This is a genomic window from Nonomuraea sp. NPDC054003, assembly GCF_055585125.1.
Map to the genome: position 1 here is coordinate 20,270 of NZ_JBVJKR010000023.1, position 18,591 is coordinate 38,860.

The following is an 18,591-nucleotide window of genomic DNA, read 5'->3' on the forward strand; positions in this document are numbered from 1 at the left end:
TCGAAAGGAGAGGCCCGGGTGGCCCCCGGGCCTCTCGGTCGAGCCGGTCAGCCGCCTATCTTGGAGATCCCGTCCTGGAGCTCGGCGAGGATCTGGGTGCCGCCGCTGTCGTACCAGCGCTTGATCTCGGCCTTGAACTCGTCCTCGGTCAGCGCACCCGCCAGATACTTGATCCGGGCGTCGGTCGGGATCGGGCCGAGCGTGGCGCCCTTCTCGACCGCGGTCTGCGAGATGACCGGCAGCGACGGGTCGTGCACGGCGGTCTGCAGGTCCAGCTCCATGAGCTCGTCACGCTGCTTGAGCCAGTCCTGCTCGGCCTGGCTGGGGCGCATCCACTCGTACGCGTCACCGGCGACGCCGACGCTGGCGGTCGTGCCGAGCTGGATGAAGCCGAACTGCACGTCGTTGTTGATGACCTTGACCGCCGGGTCGTCTTCGTTGATCTTCACGGCGTAGCCGTCCTCGACCTTGAAGTTGCGGCCCTCGATGCCGTTGTTCAGCAGGATCGAGCCTTCCTTGCCGGCCAGCTTGTCCAGCGTGGTCAGCACGTCGTCGAGCTGTTCCTCGGTCTGGACGCGCTGCTTGGAGATCGCCACGATGCCGTTGTAGCCGGTGAACGGCAGGGAGAACTTCTGCCCGTCCGGCCGGGTCAGGTTGCCCGCCATCGCGACCTTCTGGTCGTAGGTCTCGGGGTCCAGCTCCTTGAACTTGTCGAAGAGCTCGCCGGCCCGGACGTTGACGTCGATGATGATGCCGCCCTTGCCCTGGAGGAACGGGTCGTTCCACTTGCCGGTGTCCAGGGTGGCCCAGTCGGGGTTGACCAGGCCCTCGTCGATGAACTTCTTGGTGTACTTCTGCGCCTCCCAGAACTCCGGCACGTCGAACTCGGGGACGAGCTTGCCGTCGCGCATGCCGTAGTTGTTCGGGGTGCCGAACCAGACGTCGATGGCGTTGTACGGGCTGGACGCGGAGAACACGGGGGCGGGCCACTTCGGCAGGATGAGGCCGTAGGTGTCCTTCTTGCCGTTGCCGTCGGGGTCCTTCTCGGTGAACGCCTTGGCGATCTCGTACAGGTCGTCGGTGGTCTTGGGCAGCTCCAGGTCCAGATTCTCCAGCCAGTCCTTGCGGAGCACGACCGCCGAGCGCAGCAGGGGGCGGACCCGGTAGATGCCGTAGTTGCGGCCGTCGGTCTTGGAGTTGATCCAGGCCTGCTGCGACTTCGGCTTGAGGTTCGGGTACTTGTCGAGCTTGTCGGTCAGGTCCCAGAACGCCCCCGCCTTCGCGGCCTGGACGAACGACGCGCCCTTGTTGTCCTGGATGACCACCACGTCCGGGATGGCGTTGGAGGCCAGCATGACGTTGGTCTTGTCGTTGTACTCGGCGTTGGGCACCCAGGTGATCTGCAGCTTCTTGCCCACGAGCTTCTCGACGGCCTGCTGGATCTCGCCCTTGGGGTCGGGGGCGGTCTGGAACAGCGGGACCATCATGGTCAGCGTGTCGCTTTCCGCCGCCCCCTCACCGGCGCCGCTGGAGCAGGCGGACGCCACGAGAGCTGCTGTTAGCGTTAACGCACCGGCGGCCAGCCGGCGACGACGGGATGCGGTCATCGGTTCCCTTTCGAGTGCAGGCGCGCCTCGTTCTCCTCGAAGAACCGCAGGCACAGCCACGTGTTGAGGCAGATCCACGCGCCGACGCTGAGGAGGAGCGCGAGGAGGGGGGCCGCCACCGTCGCGAAGACGATCGCGGCGAGCACGAACAGCAGGAGCACGGACGAGGCCGGCCGGGTGAGCGCCAGCAGTGAGGCCTTCGGCAGGTAGGCCGGCAGCGGCAGGTCGTAGTGCGCGTAGAGCGGCCCCAGGTAGGACCCGACGCAGGCGAGCGCCACGAGGGCCACGAGCGTCGCCACCTGCCATGCCCTGGCGCCGGGCCCGAGTGCGGCGAAGTAGAGGAAGTTGCCGACGAGGACGGTGGCGACCACCGCCAGGGGCAGGACGAGCAGGGACGCGCGGACGAACTCGCGCCGGTAGACGCGCCAGAACTCGGGCAGCGCATGAATCGATTCACCACGAGCGTGCCTCCGGGCCAGCGTGTACGCGGCCACGGTGGCGGGCCCGAGCCCGAGCACGACGCCGCCGAGTAGCGTGAAGACGATCCACAGCACGTTCAGCCGGGCCGCCCAGACCACCTCGGAACAGGCGGCCTGCAACCTGATTGACATGGCGGGATGGCTCATCCGGCAGCACCTTCTCGTGGCGTGTGCGCGGACCCGGGGACGGGAGCCGTTGCATGCTGGTTCCCGTCCCGTTACGCGGGGGTGAACGGCGGTCGGTTGCTGCGAAAGTAGTGTTGAATCGACTCAAAGTCAATGCGTCGCAACCCCGGGATTCACGGACTCGCCGCCACCTGGCTGAACCTCACCCGTCCGCCCGTCAGCGGCGGGACCCTTCACTGAGCCGTCGCCGGTCCAGCGGAACGAGGTCAGGCCCTTGACCGCGAAGGTCACCGCGTCACCTGAACGTCCAGCGCGACCGCGTACGGCCGTCGGCGTCGTGCACCGCCGGCGGCGGGTCCACCCCCTGCGCGACCAGGTGGAAGCCTTGGCTCTCGCAGATTGCAGGTATGCAACGATCTTTCCCGATCGCCGGCCCTTGCTCGCGGACAGGCCGGATGCCTCACTCGATCCGCATCTCGGCCGGACGCCGGCACATCAGCGCGATCTCCTCGGCTCTCGCCGTCGCCCCGCCAGGCACGAGCGGACGCACACTCCACACGACCGACGAGGCGTCGTCCCTGCGAGCGGGCACGCGTCCGCTTCCCGGACGGCGGAGCGCCGCTCAGGCGTCTCTGCGGATGGCCTTGCTCGACTCGCGGACGACCAGGTCGGGCTGGAAGATCACCTGCCTGTGACGGTGCTGGTCCGGTGAGGAGACCTCCTCCAGCAGCAGCTCGATGGCGGTACGGCCGAGCAGCTCACGTGGCTGGCGCACCGACGACAACGGCACCGCCGCGGCGGCGGCGAAGTCGATGTCGTCGTAGCCGACGATCGCCACGTCGTCGGGCACCTTGAGCCCCCGCAGCGACATGGCCTGCAGGAACCCGAGGGCGAGCAGGTCGTTGGCGCAGAAGGCGGCGGTCGGCCGCTCGGCACCGGGCAGCGCGGCCAGGCACTCCCCGGCGGCCCGCCCGGCGGCCACGCCCAGCGCCGTGGTCTCGAAGTCGACGAGCTCGGCGCCTTCCCCGGCGGACGCGGACACAGCGGCGGACACAGCGGCGGACACGGCGGCGGAGGCCCCGGCGTGGCGGTCGGCGACCTGTTTGATCGACAGCGGCCCGCCGACGAACGCGATGCGCCGGTGGCCGCGCTCGATCAGGTGGGCGGCGGCCACCTGGCCGCCGAGCCGGTCGTCGACGGCGACCGAGCATTGCATGCCGGTGGCGGCGCTGTCGACCAGCACCACGGGCGTGCCCCTGGCGGTGAGCTGGGCCAGGCGCGGGCTGGCGGCGTCGACCGGGGTGATCAGGACGCCCAGCACCCGCTGCTGCTCCAGCTGGTCGAGGTGGCGGCGCTCGCGGTCGGGGTCGGCGGCGCTGTTGCAGAGCATCATCATCGTGTCGTGCTCGTCGGCCACCGCCTCGGCGCCCTGGGCGACGTCGGCGAAGAACGGGTTGGAGACGTCGAGGACGACCAGCCCGACCGTGCGGCTGCGCCCGACCCGCAGGTGACGGGCCACCTCGTTGCGGACGAACCCCAGCTCGCGGATGGCCTCGAAGACCCGCTCACGCGTGGCGGGCGAGACGATCTCGGGGCGGTTGAGCACGTTGCTCACGGTGCCGACCGAGACCCGCGCCAGCTGCGCGACCTCCTTGATGCTCCTGGTCCCCATTGATCCTCACGAGGCCGTGCCGCTGTTAACGGGTTCATCATAGCGGCCTTGAAGATTTTTTTGAATCGTCTCAAAGACGTGGCGATCCCGTGATCAGACTCGCGCGGCCCCGGCCGCCATCCCGTCCAGCATCAGCCCGAGGAACCATGCGGGCCGGGCCGCGACGTGCGCGGGCAGCGAGCCGGGATGGCAGGCGAACAGGTTGAGCAGCGCCACCACGTCGTCCACCCCCACGTCGGCGCGCATCCGGCCGTCGGCCTGGGCCTGCCGGACGAGCGCGGTGAAACGTTCCAGCCAGCGCTGACGGGTCTCCTCGAACCCCGGCCCGACCGTCGCCTCCTCGGGCACCCCGGCCAGCACGGCGGCGAGCACGCCCCGCCCCGAGTCGCCCGCCCACAGCACGAACGCCCGCAGCGCGCTCCAGGCGTCGCGCTCCTCGGCCACGGCGCGGTCGAGGGCCTCGCCCAGCGAGTGCACGTAGTGCTCCCCCATGGCGGCGAGCAGCGCGGCCCGATCGGGGAAGCGCCGGTAGAGCGTGCCGACGCCGACGCCCGCGCGGCGGGCGATGAGCTCCATGGGCGCGGCGGGGCCCCGCTCGGCCATGACGGCCGCCGCGGCCTCCACGATCTTGCCCAGGTTCCGCCTGGCGTCCGCCCGCACGGAGGAAATCGTACCGCTCCGATTAAGTGGACGATGAGATTCCGCTTCCTGTACGGTCCACCTAACCGGAATGATGTCATCCACTTAGGGGAAGTCCATGATCGTGGTCACCGGCGCCACCGGCTCCATAGGCCGGGCGCTCGTCGCCCTGCTCCCGCCCGGCGAGGTCGCCGCCGTCACCCGCGAGCCCGCCGGTCTCGGCGGTCCGTACGTGCCGGGCGACCTGGAACGGCCCGAGTCGATCGGCGCCCACCTGTCGCCCGGCGACCGGCTGTTCCTCAACAGCTCGCTCTGGCCCGGCGTGGTGGACGCCCACCGCGCGGTCGTCGACCTGGCGCGGGAGGCCGGGGTGGCGCAGGTGGTGACGGTCTCCGTACGCCACGCCAGGCCGGGCGGCAGGCTCGGGCAGGACCCGCACGGCCGCATCGACGAGCACCTGCGCGCGTCCGGCCTGCCGCACGCGATCCTGCGGCCCGGCGGGTTCATGCAGAACCTGCCGGGCGAGGTGCGCGACGGCCGCATCCACGGCTCGTACGGCGCGGCCAAGGTCAGCTACATCGACGCCCGGGACATCGCCGCGGCGGCGGCCGCCCTGCTGACCGCGCCGGTGGGCCCGAGCGCCACGTACACGCTCACCGGGCCCGAGGCGCACACCCACGACGAGATCGCCGCGGCGGTCACGGCGGCGATCGGCCGGCCGGTGACCTACGTCGACCTCCCGGTCCCCGCCATGGCCGCCCACCTGGCCGCCCAGGGCGTGCCGCAGGGCGCCGCCACGGAGGTGGCCACGATGATGCGGGAGATGGAGACGGAGGACTGGGCCTCCGTCACCTCCGCGGTCGAGGACCTCACCGGCCGCCCGCCGCGCCCCCTGACGGCCTTCCTCGCCGACCACGCCCACGCCTTCGGCGCCTGACCTCCTCCACCGGGCGCGGTCACACGGGGTCGGTGACGCGCACGCGGACGGCCCGGAACTGGGCCGGGGTCTCCTTGAGCACCGCCAGCTTCGGGTCGGGGACCGTCAGGAACGGCTCGGTCTCCAGGGCCAGCAGCGGCGCCAGGCGCGGGTCGGCGCGCAGGGCGTCCACCGCTCTGCGGTCGCCGCCCAGCACGACGGCGTCCAGCTCGTGCGGCGTCAGGACCCGCAGGGCCGTCTCTGCGGCCGCCTCGAAGGCCTTGCCCGCCTGGTTGGACCTGCGGCGGGCGAAGCGCTGCTGCGACCAGCCGCCCGCCGCCGTGCGCCCCTGGACCAGCCGCGACCCGACCTTGGACGCGACCAGCGCGGTCCCGTCGAACACCCCGGCCGCGTATCCGCCGAGCCGCACCAGCACGACCCCCACCCGACGGGCGGCGCGGGAGTGCTCGACGAGCCGGGTGACGTGCGGCGGGCCCGGACGCATCGGCGGGAAGGGCACGTGCAGCTCGGCCACCGCCCCGTCGCGCGCCGTCAGCCGCACCAGGCGGTCGTCGCCCGCGGCCTCGAAGGGCCCGTGGCGGGCGGCGAACCCGTCGATCCACGGATTCAGCCGCTCAGGCGGCACGGAGACCCACCGGCCGCCGCCCTTCGCCGGTCGCGCGTTCATGCCGGAAGGCTAACCGACCGGCGGCGCGCGTTCACCGGCCGGGGAATCTCCGGGGAAATGTCGGTGAATTCCACCGCGGGAGACTGTCGCGGGGTCCCGGACCAGCCCATCATCGCTACGTGTCCTCCCTGCTCACAGGCCCTCTTGTGGATCTCGACACGGGTTCGGTGATCGCCCGGCCGGCGATGCTCGACCCGTCGGGGAATCTGCGGGCCGCGCCGCTGCCGATGGTCCTGGACGTCCCGGTCCAGGTGGTGCTGTCGGGCGCGGGGGCGATGGCCCCGTTGCACGAGGCGCTGCGCCGCGCCGGCCGGCATCCGCGCGAGCTGATCCTGCTGCTGAGCGGCCCGTGCGCGCCGCAGGAGCGCCGGCTGCTCAGGGTGGCGCTCGACGGGCTGCGGGCCCACGGCTACCTGCTCGGATTCGGCGGCGCCGGGACCGAGCACGTGCCGCTGGATTTGATCGCGGACGCGTCCCCGTACCTGGTGGGGATCGCGCCGGAGCTGATCGCGCGGGCGCCCCGCGACCACCGGGCGGTGGCGGCGGCGCGCGCGGTGGTGACGCTGGCGCGCGGCGTGGGCGCGCACGTGCTGGCGCCCGCGATCGAGGACGAGGCGCAGCTGGCCGCGGCGCGCTCGTGGGGCGCGCGGATGGCGACAGGGCCGCTGCTGTCGCCCGGCCCCGACGGGCTGGTACGGGTGCCGCTGGGCACGGCCGACGACCAGCCGGAGGCGACGCTCGGCCCGCGCGTGCAGGAGCTGCTGCTGCCGGCGGTGACGCTGCCCGAGGCGGCGAAGGCGGAGCAGGTGGTGGAGGCGTTCGGGCGCGAGCCGACGATCACCAGTGTGGTCCTGGTGGACGAGTACCAGCGTCCGCTGGGCAGCCTGGACCGCGGCCGGTTCCTGCTCTCGATCGCCTCCCGGTACGGGCACGCGCTGTACGGGTCGAAACCGGCGCGGCGGCTGGCCGATCCGCCCCGCACGGTGCCGCGGACCACTCCGGCGGTGGCGGCGATGCAGGCGGCCGGCCGCGACACCGGCCGCGTCTACGACGACCTGGTGGTCACCGACGAGGTGAACCGCTGCCTCGGCATCGTCCGGATCTCGGACCTGATCAGGCAGGTAACGACTCGCCCGGCGCTCTGGGCAGATCGGCGCGTCCCGGGATAGGAAGGGAGCGTGACGCGGCAGCTGAACAGACGGGCGGTGCTCGGCGCGGGGATGCTCGCCGGGGTGGCGGCCTGCACCTCCTCCCCCGCCCCCGAGCCGTCTCCGGCCTTCGACGCGGACGACTGGGAGTCGGTGCGCGCGCAGTTCACGCTCGATCCGGCGTACGGGCAGTTCGCGGCGTTCGTGCTGGCCCCCGCGCCGGCCCCGGTGCGGGCGGCGATCGAGCGGCACCGCGCGGGCCTGGACGCCGACCCGCACTACCTGCCCGCCGGCAACGCCTCTCCTGACGGCACCGTACGGGAGACGGCCGCGCGCTTCGTCGGCGCCGACGCCCGGCAGCTCGCGCTCACCGACAGCACCACGATGGGCCTGGGCCTGCTCTACTCCGGCATGCGTCTCAAGGACGGCCAGGACGTGCTCACCACCGAGCACGACTTCCTGGCCACCCACGAGGGGGTGCGGCTGCTCGCCGACCGCACCGGCGCGAAGGTGCGCAGGGTCAGGCTGTACGACGACCCTGCCCAGGCGTCGGAGGCCAGGATCGTCGAGGCGATCAGGGACGGCCTGGGGCCGCGCACCCGCGTGGTGGCGGTGACGTGGGTGCATTCCAGCACGGGGGTGCGGCTGCCGATCCGGGCCATCGCCGACATGCTGGCCGAGGCCAACCGGGGCCGCGACGAGGCCGACAGGGCGCTGCTGTGCGTCGACGGCGTGCACGGGTTCGGCGCGATGGCCGACGAGATGGGCGACCTGGGCTGCGACTTCATGGCCAGCGGCACGCACAAGTGGCTGTTCGGGCCGCGCGGCACCGGCATCCTGTGGGGCCGGGCCTGGGACGCGCTCGCCCCGGTCATCCCCGGCTTCGGGCGGTCCTCGTTCGTGGCCTGGCAGCGCGGCGAGGGGCCGGCCGAGACCACGGCCGACCTGGCCACGCCGGGCGGCTACAAGGCGTTCGAGCACCGGTGGGCGATGACGCAGGCGTTCAACTTCCAGAAGGCGATCGGCAAGGACCGCATCCAGCGGCGCACCCAGGAGCTGGCCACCCGGCTCAAGAGCGGCCTGAGCGCGCTCCCGCACGTCCGGCTGGCCACCCCCGACTCCCCCGGCCTCTCGGCGGGGCTCGTGTGCTGCTCGATCGACGGCATGGACGCGGCCCAGGCGGTGTCCCACCTGCACGGGCGCAAGGTCATCGCCTCCACCACCCCGTACGTGCCGTCGCTGCTGCGTTTCGGCACCAGCATCGTCACCACGCCCGAGCAGGTCGACCACGCCGTCGAAGCGGTGAAAGGTCTCGCCTGACGTCCTGCCGGCCGCTCGTGAGGGTTCCCGCCTCGGGCACGCGTTTCGCCCGGCCCGCCGCTCCGACTACGGGTTGCGCTACTAGAGCCGGCAGGCGTAGATGTCGGTGACGAGGATGGCGCGGGCGCCGAGGTCCCACAGTTTGTCCATGACCTGCTGGTGGCCCTGGCGGCGGACCATCGCGCGGACGGCCACCCAGCCCTCACGGTGCAGCGGCGAGACCGTCGGCCCCTCCATGCCGGGCGTGAGCGCGATGGCCTCCTCGATCCGCTCGGCGCGGATGTCGTAGTCCATCATGACGAAGTCGCGGGCGTGCACCACGCCCTGGATGCGGCGGACGATCTGCTGCATGGCGGGCGAGTCGGGGGTGCCGTTCCGCTTGATCAGCACGCCCTCCGAGCGCATGATCGGCTCGCCGAACACCTCCAGCCCGACGTTGCGCAGGGTGGTGCCGGTCTCGACCACGTCGGCCACCGCGTCGGCGACGCCCAGCCTTATGGCGGTCTCGACGGCGCCGTCGAGCTTGATCACGCGGGCGTCGACGCCCTGGTCGGACAGGTACTTCTCGAGCAGCCCGGTGTAGGAGGTGGCCACCCGCAGCCCCTGCAGGTCGTGCACGCTGGTCAGGGTGCCGGCCTTGGCGGCCAGCCGGAAGGTGGAGGCGCCGAAGCCGAGCGGCATGATCTCCTCGACGGGCGCGCCGGAGTCGATGAGCATGTCCCTGCCGGTGATGCCGGCGTCGAGCGTGCCCTCGCCGACGTAGACGGCGATGTCGCGGGGGCGCAGGAAGAACAGCTCGCAGCCGTTCGCCTCGTCGACGACGAACAGCTCCTTGCTGTCTCTGCGGGGCCGGTAGCCGGCCTCCTTGAGCATGGTCTGGGCGGCCTCGCTGAGAGCGCCCTTGTTGGGTACGGCCAGACGTAGCATGTCAGTGGTCCTCGGATGGGTCGCGAAACGTGCGGGACGGGCGGAGGCGGGCGCGGGGCACCCTAGAGATGCTTGTACACCTCGTCGAGCCCGATGCCCTTCGCGATCATCAGCACCTGCACGTGGTAGAGGAGCTGCGAGATCTCCTCGGCGGCCCGGTCGTTCGACTCGTGCTCGGCGGCCATCCAGCTCTCGGCGGCCTCCTCGACGACCTTCTTGCCGATGGCATGGACGCCGGCGTCGAGCGCGGCCACGGTGCCCGAGCCCGCGGGCCGGGTCTGCGCCTTCTCGGACAGCTCGGCGAACAGCTCTTCGAAGGTCTTCATGATCTCTCTCGTCGTTCGGCAGGAATGCTACTCAAGCCTAGTCTGCGCCAGGCACCGGACTCACCCGCGGCCGGGCGCGTTCCCTGGCGCGTCGCGCCCGGCCTCTCGGGTGGGGTGGTCCGTTCAACCGGCGGTCACCAGGGCACGGGGCCGTCCTCGCTGAAGAACCCACCGGTCGGCCCGTCCGCGTCCAGCGTCGCCAGTCGTACCACGACCGTCGCGCCCTGCGCGGGGGTGAGGAACCCGCGGTGGTCGTTGATGTCCGTGGCGACGTAGCCGGGGGCCGCGGCGTTGACCAGGATGCCGTCCTTCCGCAGCTCGTTGGCGTACTGCACGGTCAGCGCGTTGAGCGCGGTCTTGGAGGGCGAGTACGCGGCCGACTGCGGCAGCCCGCTCAGCGGGCCGCCCGGCTCGCTGTTGACGGCCAGCGACCCGCCGCCGCTGCTGAGGTTGACGATCCGCGGCGCCGGCGACCTCCGCAGCAGCGGGAGCATGGCGTTGGTGACCGCGATCACCCCGAAGACGTTGGTCTCGAACACCGACCGGACCATGTCCAGGTCGACGCCGCTGGGGATCTGGTCGACGGCGTCCTCGGGCGAGACCTGGCCGGAGCCGGTGATGGCGGCGTTGTTGACCAGCACGTCGAGGCGGCCGAACCGCTCCTCGACCCATCCGGCGGCCGCCTCGACGGTGGCGAGGTCGGTGACGTCGAGGGTGACGGCGTGCGCGTCGCCGCCTCCCGCGCGCACCGCCGCCGCGGCCTCCTGGCCGCGCCGCGCGTTCCTGGCGCCGATCAGGACCGTCACGCCCAGTTCGGCGAGTCGCTCCGCGGTCGCCCGGCCGATCCCCTTGTTCGCCCCGGTGATCAGGGCGATCTTCCGGTGTGTGTTCCGCTCGTCCATGGCCAAGCTCCTGTCTCGGTGAGTCTGTCCGCCCCGGGACGAGACAGGCCGGCCGCGCTGTGACATGGACGGCCGATGTCACAGACGGCTGTGCTGTCTCGTCCCGGGTGGCGGAAACAGCCAGTGACGTGGGAAAGGTGATGGTCATGCGGGTGTTCGTGGCCGGCGGGGCCGGGGTGCTGGGACGGCGGCTGGTGCGGCGGCTCGTGGCGCGCGGCCACCAGGTGACCGCGACGACGACGGGCGCGGGCAAGCTGGGCCTCCTGGAGCGCCTCGGCGCCGAGGCGGTCGTGATGGACGGGCTGGACGCGGAAGCTGTCGGCGAGGCGGTGGCCAGGGCCCGGCCGGACGTGATCGTGCACCAGATGACCGCGATCGGCGGCAAGCCCGACATCAAGCACTTCGACCGCTGGTTCGCCACCACCAACCGGCTGCGCACCGAGGGGACGGACCACCTGCTGGCCGCCGCGGAGGCGACCGGCGTCTCCCATGTCGTCGCGCAGAGCTACGCCTCGTGGAACGGCATCCGTACGGGCGGGTGGGTGAAGACGGAGGAGGATCCGCTGGACCCGACGAGCACGGGCCAGGGGGCGGCAGCGATCCGCCACCTCGAACAGGTGGTCGCCGCGGCCGGGGGTGCGGTCCTGCGCTACGGCGCCTTCTACGGGCCCGGGGCCACCGACGCCCAGGTCGAGCTGGTGCGCAAGCGGCAGTATCCGGTCATCGGCGACGGCGGCGGCTACAGTTCGTGGGTGCATCTCGACGACGCGGCCGAGGCCACCGTCCTGGCCGTGGAACAGCGGGCGAGGGGCGTGTTCAACATCGTCGACGACGAGCCGGCCCCGGCGCGCGAGTGGCTGCCCTATTTGGCCGCGTGCGCGGGGGCCAAACCGCCGATGCGGATCCCGGTCTGGCTGGCCAGGCCGCTGGCCGGGAGGACCGCGGTGGCGATGATGACCGAGGGGCGCGGCTTCTCCAACGCCAAGGCCAAGCGGGAGCTCGGCTGGCGGCTGCGCCACCCCTCCTGGCGTCAGGGCTTCAAGGAGGAGCTGGCGTGACCAGGGCGGAGGAGTTCCAGGAGCTGCGGCCGCTGCTGTTCTCGATCGCCTATCGGATCCTGGGCAGCGTGGGCGAGGCCGAGGACGCGGTCCAGGAGGCCTGGCTGCGCTACGACGCCTACCCCGGGCGTCCGGCGTCGGCCAAGGCGTTCCTGGCGGCCACGGTGTCCAGGATCGCGATCGACGTGCTGCGCTCGGCCCGCGTCCGGCGGGAGCAGTACACCGGCCGGTGGTTCCCCGAGCCGCTGCTGGCCGACCCCTACGAGGATCCGGTGCGGTCGGCGGAGCTGGCCGACTCGCTGTCGATGGCGGCCTTGCTGCTGCTGGAGCGGCTCAGCCCGCTGGAGCGGGCGGTCTTCGTGCTGCGGGAGGTGTTCGGGTTCGGCTTCGGCGAGGTCGCCGCGGCGGTGGGGCGCTCGGAGGCGGCGTGCCGTCAGCTCGCCGTGCGGGCGCGCCGTCACATGGACGCGGGACGAGCCCGGTTCGAGACCGACCGCCGTGAGCGGGACGAGCTCGCCGGACGGTTCTTCGACGCCTTCCGTGACGGGGACGTCGACGGGCTGCGCGACCTGCTCGCCGCCGACGTGCGGATGGTCGGCGACAGCGGCGGCAACGCCCCGCTGTGGGGCACGGGCGTCTTCGGCGCCGGCAAGGTGGCCAGGGTCCTGGCCGGGATCGCCGGGCCGTTCGTCCGCATCGGCGGCGTGGTGCAGCCGCACGAGGTCAACGGCCAGCCGGGCGCGATCTTCCGCGACCGAGAAGGCAGGATCGTCAACACCCTGACCCTCGATATCCTCTCCGGCCGCGTCCAGACGATCCGCGCAGTGATCAACCCTGACAAGCTCCGCCACCTGGGCCCGGTCGCGGACGCCTGGGCCATCGTCCGCGAAGCCAACCAAGCCCGCCGCCCCACCCCCCAGCCATGACACCCGGTCCGCAGCTCGCGAGCGCGAACAACACCCCCCCACAGCCCCACACCCCAGCCACAACACCCGGTCCGCAACTCGCGAGCGCGAACAACACAACCCGCCGCCCCACACCCCAGCCATGACACCCGGTCCGCAACTCGCGAGCGCGATCAACACGCCCCACTGCCTCCTACCCAGGCCATAACACCCCCCAGCCGACCAGCCGCCCCGCGCCCCCTCCCACCAGTACCCCGCGAACAAGCGGCACCCGCTCCGCACCCACACCGGCGCCCCAGTCCGCGATCGCCCTCACGGCCCGCCGTCTCGCCTCCCCCACCCCGCACCGCCGACGCCGGACCGGCATGACCACCGTCCGCACCTGCGAGCACCCCTTCGGACGAACGGAGCGGGAACTCGAATGCCGCTCCTGCAGGCCCCGTCGTGCAAGCCTCGCCGTACACGCCACTGACCCACACCTCCGCACATCGCGAACACCCCCGCACCGTCCGACTGAACGGAACGGGGGCGCTCGCATGACTTGCGGTCGTGCGCGCCCCGCCGAACACATCACCCACGACCCGCCGTACACACCACTGACCAACACCTCCGCACACACGAACACCCCCGCGCCGTTCGACTGAACGGAACGGGGGCGCTCGCATGACTTCGGGTCGTGCGCGCCCCGCCCATCACATCACCCACGACCCGCCGTACACACCACTGACCAACACCTCCGCACACACGAACACCCCCGCGCCGTTCGGGTGAATGGCGCGGGGGTGTTCGTATGGCGCCGGCCTTGCGTGCCCTGCCGGACGGAGCGCAATCACCACCCCCGCACATGCGAACACCCCCGCGCCGTTCGGGTGAACGGAGCGGGGGTGCTCGTATGGTCTGGCCTTGCGTGCCCCGTCGGATGGACGGAACCCGTCACGGGCGGTGTGGGTCAGCGGTCGAAGCTGCGGCCGGAGCTGCCGCGGCGGTAGCCGCCGCCCCTGGTGCCGCGGTCGTCCGAGCGGAAGTTGCCGGGACGGTAGCCGTCGCGGGGACGGTCGTCGGAGCGGTACCCGCCGCGGTCGCGGTCACCCGTGGAGGGGCGGCCGCGGTCGGCGGAGTAGCGGTTGCCGCGGTCGTCGGGACGGAACCCGCCGCCTCGCGTCCCGCGGTCGTCACGGTAACCGCCGCCACGGGGACGGTCACCGTCGCGGGCGGGACGGTCGTCGCGGTAGCCACCGCTGGGACGGTCGTCACGGTAGCCACCGCCACGGGGACGGTCGCCCTCGCGGAAGGGGCGGTCGCGGCGGTCCTCACCGAAGCTGCGCGGCTGCGCGTCTCCGCCGTCGTGGCGGCGCGGGCCGCCGAACGGCCGCTCGCCTTCGTGGCGGCGCTGACCCGAGAAGCCGTCCTCGTGACGCCGGGGGCCGGAGAAACCGTCCTCGTGACGCCGGGGACGGCGCTCGCCGTCGAAGTCGCGACGGGGACGGCGGGAGCGGCCGTTGTGGTTGTCGCGGCGCGGGCGCAGGGGCTTGCGGACGTCCGGCTCCCACACGGGGATCGACTCGCCGCTCGGCATGCGAGCGCCGGTGACCTCCGCCACCCGGGGGTGGCCGGGGGTCGCCTTGAGGCGGAACGGGTGGATGCCGGCCCGCCGGGTCAGCGACTCGGTGGAGCGGCGCTCGTTCGGCAGCACCAGCGTGACGACGGTGCCCTTCTCGCCGGCGCGGGCCGTGCGGCCGCCCCGGTGCAGGTAGCTCTTGCTGTCCTGGGGCGGGTCGACGTGCAGCACCAGGCTGATGTTGTCGACGTGGATGCCGCGGGCGGCGACGTCGGTGCAGACGAGCACGTTGACGGAGCCCTCGCGGAACTCGGCCAGGATGCGGGTGCGCTGGTTCTGGCGCTTGCCGCCGTGCAGGCCGCCCGCCTTGACGCCGACCCTGGCCAGCTGCTTGCAGAGGCGGTCGACGCCGTGCTGGGTGCGCACGAAGATGATCGTGCGGCCCTCGCGGTTGGCGATCTCGGCGGTGATGTCGAACTTGTCGTCGCGGGTCACCTGCAGCACGTGGTGCTCCATCGTGTCGACGGGCGAGGTGGCCGGTGCGACGGAGTGGCTGATGGGGTCCTTGAGGAAGCGCTGGACGAGCTTGTCGACGTCGCCGTCGAGGGTGGCGGAGAACAGCAGCCGCTGCCCGCCGGGCGGGGTCTGCGCGAGCAGCTCCGTCACCACCGGGAAGAAGCCGAGGTCGCACATGTGGTCGGCCTCGTCAAGGACGCTGATCTCGATGTCCTCCAGCGAGCACTCGCCCTGCCGGATCAGGTCGCCGAGCCGGCCGGGAGTGGCGATGACGACGTCGACGCCGCGGCGCAGCGCCTCGATCTGCTTGCCCATGGACATGCCGCCGACGACGACCTTCATGCGCAGGCCGAGGCCGCGGCCGAGGGGTTCGAGGGCGTCGTGCACCTGGAGGGCGAGCTCGCGGGTGGGGACGAGGACCATCGCGCGGGGGCGGCCGGGGGCCGGCTTGACGCCGGAGATGCGGGCCATCATGGGGAGGCCGAAGGCGAGGGTCTTGCCGGAGCCGGTCTGGCCGCGGCCGAGCACGTCGGCGCCGGCGAGCACGTCCGGGATGGCCGCGCTCTGGATGGGGAACGGGGAGCCGATGCCCTGCCTGGCCAGGCCGTTCACGAGCGGCTTGGGCAGGCCGAGCAGCTCGAACTCGGACGGGCCCTGCTCGGGGGTCGTCTCGGGCAGGACAGCGTCAAGCATGGTCACGAAATTCGTGCCTTTCAGTCGAAGTGGCACGTCACTTCTGCGAAAGGACGAGCCAGGACGTACGGCGACATTGCCGTACACATTGCAGTGCGCCCGCCATCGGGGCGGAGCTTGGGGGAAGGCGCACCTGAGGGCGCCGGCCGCAGGCGGCGCGGGACGCGCGATGAGGCGTCAGGTGTCCTTGGGTGCCAACACGGGAGAGATCACGCTTATTCCCGAGGAGGATCTCCGGACTTTCCGGGGACCTCCGGCATGCTGAAGCGGCCGGCGCCGAGGCGCCAGCCTCCAGCAGAAAAGATCAGACGTTGAAGCCTAGCATACGAAGCTGGTCGCGGCCCTCGTCAGTGATCTTGTCAGGGCCCCACGGCGGCAGCCAGACCCAGTTGATCTTCACGTCGGAGACCATGCCGTCGAGCGCGGAGTGCGCCTGGTCCTCGATGACGTCGGTCAGCGGGCAGGCCGCGCTGGTCAGGGTCATGTCGATGGTGGCGACGGGCTTGCCGTCCTGGCCGGGATCGAGGTTGAGGCCGTAGATCAGGCCGAGGTCGACGACGTTGATGCCGAGCTCGGGGTCGACGACGTCCTTGAGCGCCTCCATCAATTCCTCGACGGTCGCGTCACCGTCGAAGCCGGTCGGGGTCTCGACAGGCTTGCTCATTGTGCAGCACTCCTCACCACAGCGTCCTTGTAGGCCATCCATGACAGCAGCGCGCACTTGACGCGCGCGGGGAATTTGGCCACCCCGGCGAACGCCACCGCGTCGCCGAGCACGTCCTCGTCGGGCTCCACCTGCCCCCTGCCCTGCATGAGGCGGGTGAACTCGTCCACCACGGACAGGGTCTCCCGTACGGTCGAGCCGGTCGTCAGCTCGTGCAGCACCGAGGCCGCGGCCTGGCTGATGGAGCAGCCCTGACCGTCGTAGGAGACGTCTTCGATCTTGCCGGCCTCGCCCACCCTGACCCGCAGCGTGATCTCGTCGCCGCACGTCGGGTTCACGTGGTGAACCTCGGCGTCGTACGGCTCGCGCAGCCCCCGCCCCTGCGGGTGCTTGTAGTGCTCCAGGATCAGCTCCTGGTACATCGACTCGCCGATCATCGCTATGCGAACACTTTCTGGACGTGGTGGAGGCCGCGCACCAGGGCGTCGATCTCGCCCGTGGTGTTGTACAGATAGAACGACGCCCGCGTGGTCGCCGGTATTCCGAACCGCAGGTGCAGCGGGCGCGCGCAGTGGTGGCCGACGCGCACCGCGACGCCGAACGCGTCGTCGAGGATCTGCCCCACGTCGTGCGGGTGTATGCCGTCCAGCGTGAACGCGAGCGTGCCGCCGCGCATCTCCAGCGAGTCGGGGCCGATCAGCCGCAGCCCCGGCAGCTCGCGCAGCGCGTCGAGGCCGTACGCGGCGAGCTCGCGCTCGTGGGCCTCGACGGCCGCCATGCCGACCCCGCTGAGGTAGTCGACGGCCGCGCCGAGGCCGATGGCCTCGACGATCGGCGGCGTGCCGGCCTCGAACTTGTGCGGGATGGGGGCGTAGGTCGAGCGGTCCATCCAGACCGCCTCGATCATCTCCCCGCCGCCCAGGAACGGGGGCATGGCCTCGAGCAGCTCGCCCCGGCCCCACAGCACGCCGATGCCGGAGGGGCCGACCATCTTGTGGCCCGTGAAGGCGACGAAGTCGACGCCCAGCGCGGCCACGTCCACCGGGTGGTGGGGCACCGACTGGGAGGCGTCGAGCATCACCAGCGCGCCGGCCTGCCGGGCGCGGGCCAGCACGTCGGCGACCGGGTTGACGGTGCCGAGGACGTTCGACTGGTGAGCGATCGAAATGATCTTCGTCCGCTCGGTGACCAGGTCGTCGAGCCCGGACAGGTCGAGCCGGCCCTCGTCGGTGACGCCGAACCACCTCAGCGTCGCGCCGGTGCGCTGCGCGAGCAGCTGCCACGGCACGATGTTGGAGTGGTGCTCCATCTCGGAGATGACGATCTCGTCACCGGGGCCGAGCCGGAAGCGGTCGTCGGTGTTGGCCGGGTTGCCGAAGGAGTAGGCGACCAGGTTGAGCGCCTCGGAGGCGTTCTTGGTGAAGACGACCTCGTCACGCGAGGGAGCGCCGACGAAAGCGGCGATCTTGTCGCGGGCGCTCTCGTAGGCCTCGGTGGACTCGGCGCCCAGGGCGTGCATGGCACGCCCCACGTTGCTGTAGTGCAGCGCCAGGTGCTCGCGCATGGTCTCGATGACCTGTGTGGGCTTCTGGGAAGAGTTGCCCGAGTCGAGATAGACGAGCGGGCGCCCGCCGGGCAGCTCGCGGGAGAGAACCGGGAAGTCCTTCCTGATCCTCTCCACGTCAAAGCTGGTCTGAGTCATGCAGATGCCTTCGTGTACTGCTCGTAGCCCTCGGACTCGAGCTTGTCCGCCAGCTCCGGCCCGCCCTCCTCGACGATCTTGCCGTTGGCGAAGACGTGCACGAAGTCGGGCTTCACATAGCGCAGGATGCGAGTGTAGTGCGTGATCAGCAGGACGCCGGTCTCGCCGGACTCGCGGAAGCGGTTGATGCCCTCCGACACCACGCGCAGCGCGTCGACGTCGAGTCCGGAGTCGGTCTCGTCGAGCACCGCGATCTTCGGCTTGAGCAGCTCCAGCTGGAGGATCTCGTGGCGCTTCTTCTCGCCGCCGGAGAAGCCCTCGTTGAGGTTGCGCTGGGCGAAGGAGCCGTCGATGGCGAGCGCGTCCATGCCGTTCTTCAGGTCCTTGGCGAACTGGCGCAGCTTGGGCGCCTCGCCGCGGACGGAGGTGACGGCCGAGCGCAGGAAGTTGGACACCGACACGCCGGGGACCTCGACGGGGTACTGCATGGCCAGGAACAGGCCCGCGCGGGCCCGCTCGTCGACCGACAGCTCCAGCAGGTCGACGCCGTCGAGCAGCACCTGACCGCCGGTGATCGTGTACTTCGGATGACCGGCGATCGCGTAGGCGAGCGTGGACTTGCCGGAGCCGTTGGGGCCCATGATGGCGTGGGTCTCGCCCGACTTCACGGTCAGGTTGACGCCGCGCAGGATTTCCTTGTCCTCGACGGCGACCTGCAGGTCACGGATCTCAAGGGTGGACATTG

General features: G+C 71.6%; 19 protein-coding genes. 5 read left to right on the forward strand and 14 right to left on the reverse strand.

Features of this window, described 5'->3' with window-relative positions; all coding sequences use genetic code 11:
- Window positions 1-47: 47 nt before the first annotated feature.
- The 5 genes from ACZ6YG_RS40850 to ACZ6YG_RS40870 all read right to left on the reverse strand — a co-directional run bounded on the left by ACZ6YG_RS40850 (window position 48) and on the right by ACZ6YG_RS40870 (window position 4,544).
- Entirely contained in the window at window positions 48-1,547 is a 1,500-nt protein-coding gene (locus tag ACZ6YG_RS40850) for an extracellular solute-binding protein (protein ID WP_466020906.1), read from the reverse strand.
- Window positions 1,548-1,603: 56 nt separating this feature from the next.
- Window positions 1,604-2,218 carry a YesL family protein gene (locus ACZ6YG_RS40855; RefSeq protein ID WP_466020907.1) on the reverse strand — a complete coding sequence of 205 codons (615 nt, stop codon included), beginning with the start codon at window positions 2,216-2,218 and terminating at the stop codon, window positions 1,604-1,606.
- Window positions 2,219-2,672: 454 nt separating this feature from the next.
- Window positions 2,673-2,804 (reverse strand): hypothetical protein, encoded by a 132-nt coding sequence (locus ACZ6YG_RS40860; RefSeq protein WP_466020908.1) that lies wholly within the window; start codon window positions 2,802-2,804, stop codon window positions 2,673-2,675.
- A gap of 30 nt (window positions 2,805-2,834) precedes the next feature.
- Window positions 2,835-3,884: a LacI family DNA-binding transcriptional regulator gene (locus ACZ6YG_RS40865; protein WP_466020909.1), complete on the reverse strand. Its 1,050-nt coding sequence runs from the start codon at window positions 3,882-3,884 to the stop codon at window positions 2,835-2,837.
- Window positions 3,885-3,977: 93 nt separating this feature from the next.
- Window positions 3,978-4,544 carry a TetR/AcrR family transcriptional regulator gene (locus ACZ6YG_RS40870; protein WP_466020910.1) on the reverse strand — a complete coding sequence of 189 codons (567 nt, stop codon included), beginning with the start codon at window positions 4,542-4,544 and terminating at the stop codon, window positions 3,978-3,980.
- Window positions 4,545-4,641: 97 nt separating this feature from the next.
- Between ACZ6YG_RS40870 and ACZ6YG_RS40875 the strand changes: the two genes are divergently transcribed.
- Entirely contained in the window at window positions 4,642-5,460 is an 819-nt protein-coding gene (locus ACZ6YG_RS40875; RefSeq protein ID WP_364230535.1) for an NAD(P)H-binding protein, read from the forward strand.
- A gap of 19 nt (window positions 5,461-5,479) precedes the next feature.
- Here ACZ6YG_RS40875 and ACZ6YG_RS40880 read toward each other — a convergent pair whose 3' ends face one another.
- A complete protein-coding gene (locus tag ACZ6YG_RS40880; protein ID WP_219547700.1) occupies window positions 5,480-6,127 on the reverse strand; it encodes an acVLRF1 family peptidyl-tRNA hydrolase in 648 nt (215 codons plus the stop codon).
- A 119-nt stretch (window positions 6,128-6,246) separates the two neighbouring features.
- Here ACZ6YG_RS40880 and ACZ6YG_RS40885 point away from each other — a divergent pair, with 119 nt between their 5' ends.
- Window positions 6,247-7,296 (forward strand): EAL domain-containing protein, encoded by a 1,050-nt coding sequence (locus tag ACZ6YG_RS40885; RefSeq protein ID WP_466020911.1) that lies wholly within the window; start codon window positions 6,247-6,249, stop codon window positions 7,294-7,296.
- Window positions 7,297-7,305: 9 nt separating this feature from the next.
- Complete coding sequence (locus ACZ6YG_RS40890; RefSeq protein WP_466020912.1) at window positions 7,306-8,595, forward strand: aminotransferase class V-fold PLP-dependent enzyme; 1,290 nt, start codon at window positions 7,306-7,308, stop codon at window positions 8,593-8,595.
- 81 nt (window positions 8,596-8,676) lie between these two features.
- Here ACZ6YG_RS40890 and hisG read toward each other — a convergent pair whose 3' ends face one another.
- The 3 genes from hisG to ACZ6YG_RS40905 all read right to left on the reverse strand — a co-directional run bounded on the left by hisG (window position 8,677) and on the right by ACZ6YG_RS40905 (window position 10,750).
- Window positions 8,677-9,522 (reverse strand): ATP phosphoribosyltransferase, encoded by an 846-nt coding sequence (gene hisG, locus ACZ6YG_RS40895; RefSeq protein ID WP_148031309.1) that lies wholly within the window; start codon window positions 9,520-9,522, stop codon window positions 8,677-8,679.
- Window positions 9,523-9,584: 62 nt separating this feature from the next.
- Window positions 9,585-9,848: a phosphoribosyl-ATP diphosphatase gene (locus ACZ6YG_RS40900; protein WP_148031308.1), complete on the reverse strand. Its 264-nt coding sequence runs from the start codon at window positions 9,846-9,848 to the stop codon at window positions 9,585-9,587.
- 134 nt (window positions 9,849-9,982) lie between these two features.
- Window positions 9,983-10,750: an SDR family oxidoreductase gene (locus ACZ6YG_RS40905; RefSeq protein ID WP_466020913.1), complete on the reverse strand. Its 768-nt coding sequence runs from the start codon at window positions 10,748-10,750 to the stop codon at window positions 9,983-9,985.
- A gap of 146 nt (window positions 10,751-10,896) precedes the next feature.
- On the opposite strand from ACZ6YG_RS40905, the gene ACZ6YG_RS40910 reads away from it, so the two are divergent.
- Entirely contained in the window at window positions 10,897-11,808 is a 912-nt protein-coding gene (locus ACZ6YG_RS40910; RefSeq protein WP_466020914.1) for an NAD-dependent epimerase/dehydratase family protein, read from the forward strand.
- Complete coding sequence (locus ACZ6YG_RS40915; protein ID WP_466020915.1) at window positions 11,805-12,734, forward strand: RNA polymerase sigma-70 factor; 930 nt, start codon at window positions 11,805-11,807, stop codon at window positions 12,732-12,734. Before ACZ6YG_RS40910 ends, ACZ6YG_RS40915 begins: the two co-directional genes overlap by 4 nt.
- A 928-nt stretch (window positions 12,735-13,662) precedes the next feature.
- On the opposite strand, the gene ACZ6YG_RS40920 is transcribed toward ACZ6YG_RS40915, so the two are convergent.
- The 5 genes from ACZ6YG_RS40920 to sufC all read right to left on the reverse strand — a co-directional run bounded on the left by ACZ6YG_RS40920 (window position 13,663) and on the right by sufC (window position 18,589).
- The gene (locus ACZ6YG_RS40920) at window positions 13,663-15,480 is read right to left on the reverse strand and encodes a DEAD/DEAH box helicase (protein ID WP_364230518.1); all 1,818 of its coding nucleotides are present in this window, start codon (window positions 15,478-15,480) and stop codon (window positions 13,663-13,665) included.
- Between the two features lie 304 nt (window positions 15,481-15,784).
- On the reverse strand, window positions 15,785-16,144 hold the full coding sequence (locus ACZ6YG_RS40925) for a metal-sulfur cluster assembly factor (protein WP_148031303.1): 360 nt from the start codon (window positions 16,142-16,144) through the stop codon (window positions 15,785-15,787).
- On the reverse strand, window positions 16,141-16,581 hold the full coding sequence (sufU, locus tag ACZ6YG_RS40930) for a Fe-S cluster assembly sulfur transfer protein SufU (protein ID WP_148031302.1): 441 nt from the start codon (window positions 16,579-16,581) through the stop codon (window positions 16,141-16,143). Before sufU ends, ACZ6YG_RS40925 begins: the two co-directional genes overlap by 4 nt.
- A gap of 2 nt (window positions 16,582-16,583) precedes the next feature.
- Complete coding sequence (locus ACZ6YG_RS40935; RefSeq protein ID WP_148031301.1) at window positions 16,584-17,846, reverse strand: cysteine desulfurase; 1,263 nt, start codon at window positions 17,844-17,846, stop codon at window positions 16,584-16,586.
- Window positions 17,843-18,589 (reverse strand): Fe-S cluster assembly ATPase SufC, encoded by a 747-nt coding sequence (gene sufC, locus ACZ6YG_RS40940; protein ID WP_148031300.1) that lies wholly within the window; start codon window positions 18,587-18,589, stop codon window positions 17,843-17,845. The genes ACZ6YG_RS40935 and sufC overlap by 4 nt, the downstream gene beginning before the upstream one ends.
- Window positions 18,590-18,591 lie beyond the last annotated feature (2 nt).

Excerpts from the sequence above, each read along its gene's own strand:
- ACZ6YG_RS40855 (WP_466020907.1), bottom strand. The coding sequence starts at position 2,218 with ATGTCAATCAGGTTGCAGGCCGCCTGTTCCGAGGTGGTCTGGGCGGCC.
- ACZ6YG_RS40865 (WP_466020909.1), bottom strand. The coding sequence starts at position 3,884 with ATGGGGACCAGGAGCATCAAGGAGGTCGCGCAGCTGGCGCGGGTCTCG.
- ACZ6YG_RS40875 (WP_364230535.1), top strand. The coding sequence starts at position 4,642 with ATGATCGTGGTCACCGGCGCCACCGGCTCCATAGGCCGGGCGCTCGTC.
- ACZ6YG_RS40880 (WP_219547700.1), bottom strand. The coding sequence starts at position 6,127 with ATGAACGCGCGACCGGCGAAGGGCGGCGGCCGGTGGGTCTCCGTGCCG.
- hisG (WP_148031309.1), bottom strand. The coding sequence starts at position 9,522 with ATGCTACGTCTGGCCGTACCCAACAAGGGCGCTCTCAGCGAGGCCGCC.
- ACZ6YG_RS40900 (WP_148031308.1), bottom strand. The coding sequence starts at position 9,848 with ATGAAGACCTTCGAAGAGCTGTTCGCCGAGCTGTCCGAGAAGGCGCAG.
- ACZ6YG_RS40905 (WP_466020913.1), bottom strand. The coding sequence starts at position 10,750 with ATGGACGAGCGGAACACACACCGGAAGATCGCCCTGATCACCGGGGCG.
- ACZ6YG_RS40910 (WP_466020914.1), top strand. The coding sequence starts at position 10,897 with ATGCGGGTGTTCGTGGCCGGCGGGGCCGGGGTGCTGGGACGGCGGCTG.
- ACZ6YG_RS40920 (WP_364230518.1), bottom strand. The coding sequence starts at position 15,480 with ATGCTTGACGCTGTCCTGCCCGAGACGACCCCCGAGCAGGGCCCGTCC.
- ACZ6YG_RS40925 (WP_148031303.1), bottom strand. The coding sequence starts at position 16,144 with ATGAGCAAGCCTGTCGAGACCCCGACCGGCTTCGACGGTGACGCGACC.
- sufU (WP_148031302.1), bottom strand. The coding sequence starts at position 16,581 with ATGATCGGCGAGTCGATGTACCAGGAGCTGATCCTGGAGCACTACAAG.
- ACZ6YG_RS40935 (WP_148031301.1), bottom strand. The coding sequence starts at position 17,846 with ATGACTCAGACCAGCTTTGACGTGGAGAGGATCAGGAAGGACTTCCCG.
- sufC (WP_148031300.1), bottom strand. The coding sequence starts at position 18,589 with ATGTCCACCCTTGAGATCCGTGACCTGCAGGTCGCCGTCGAGGACAAG.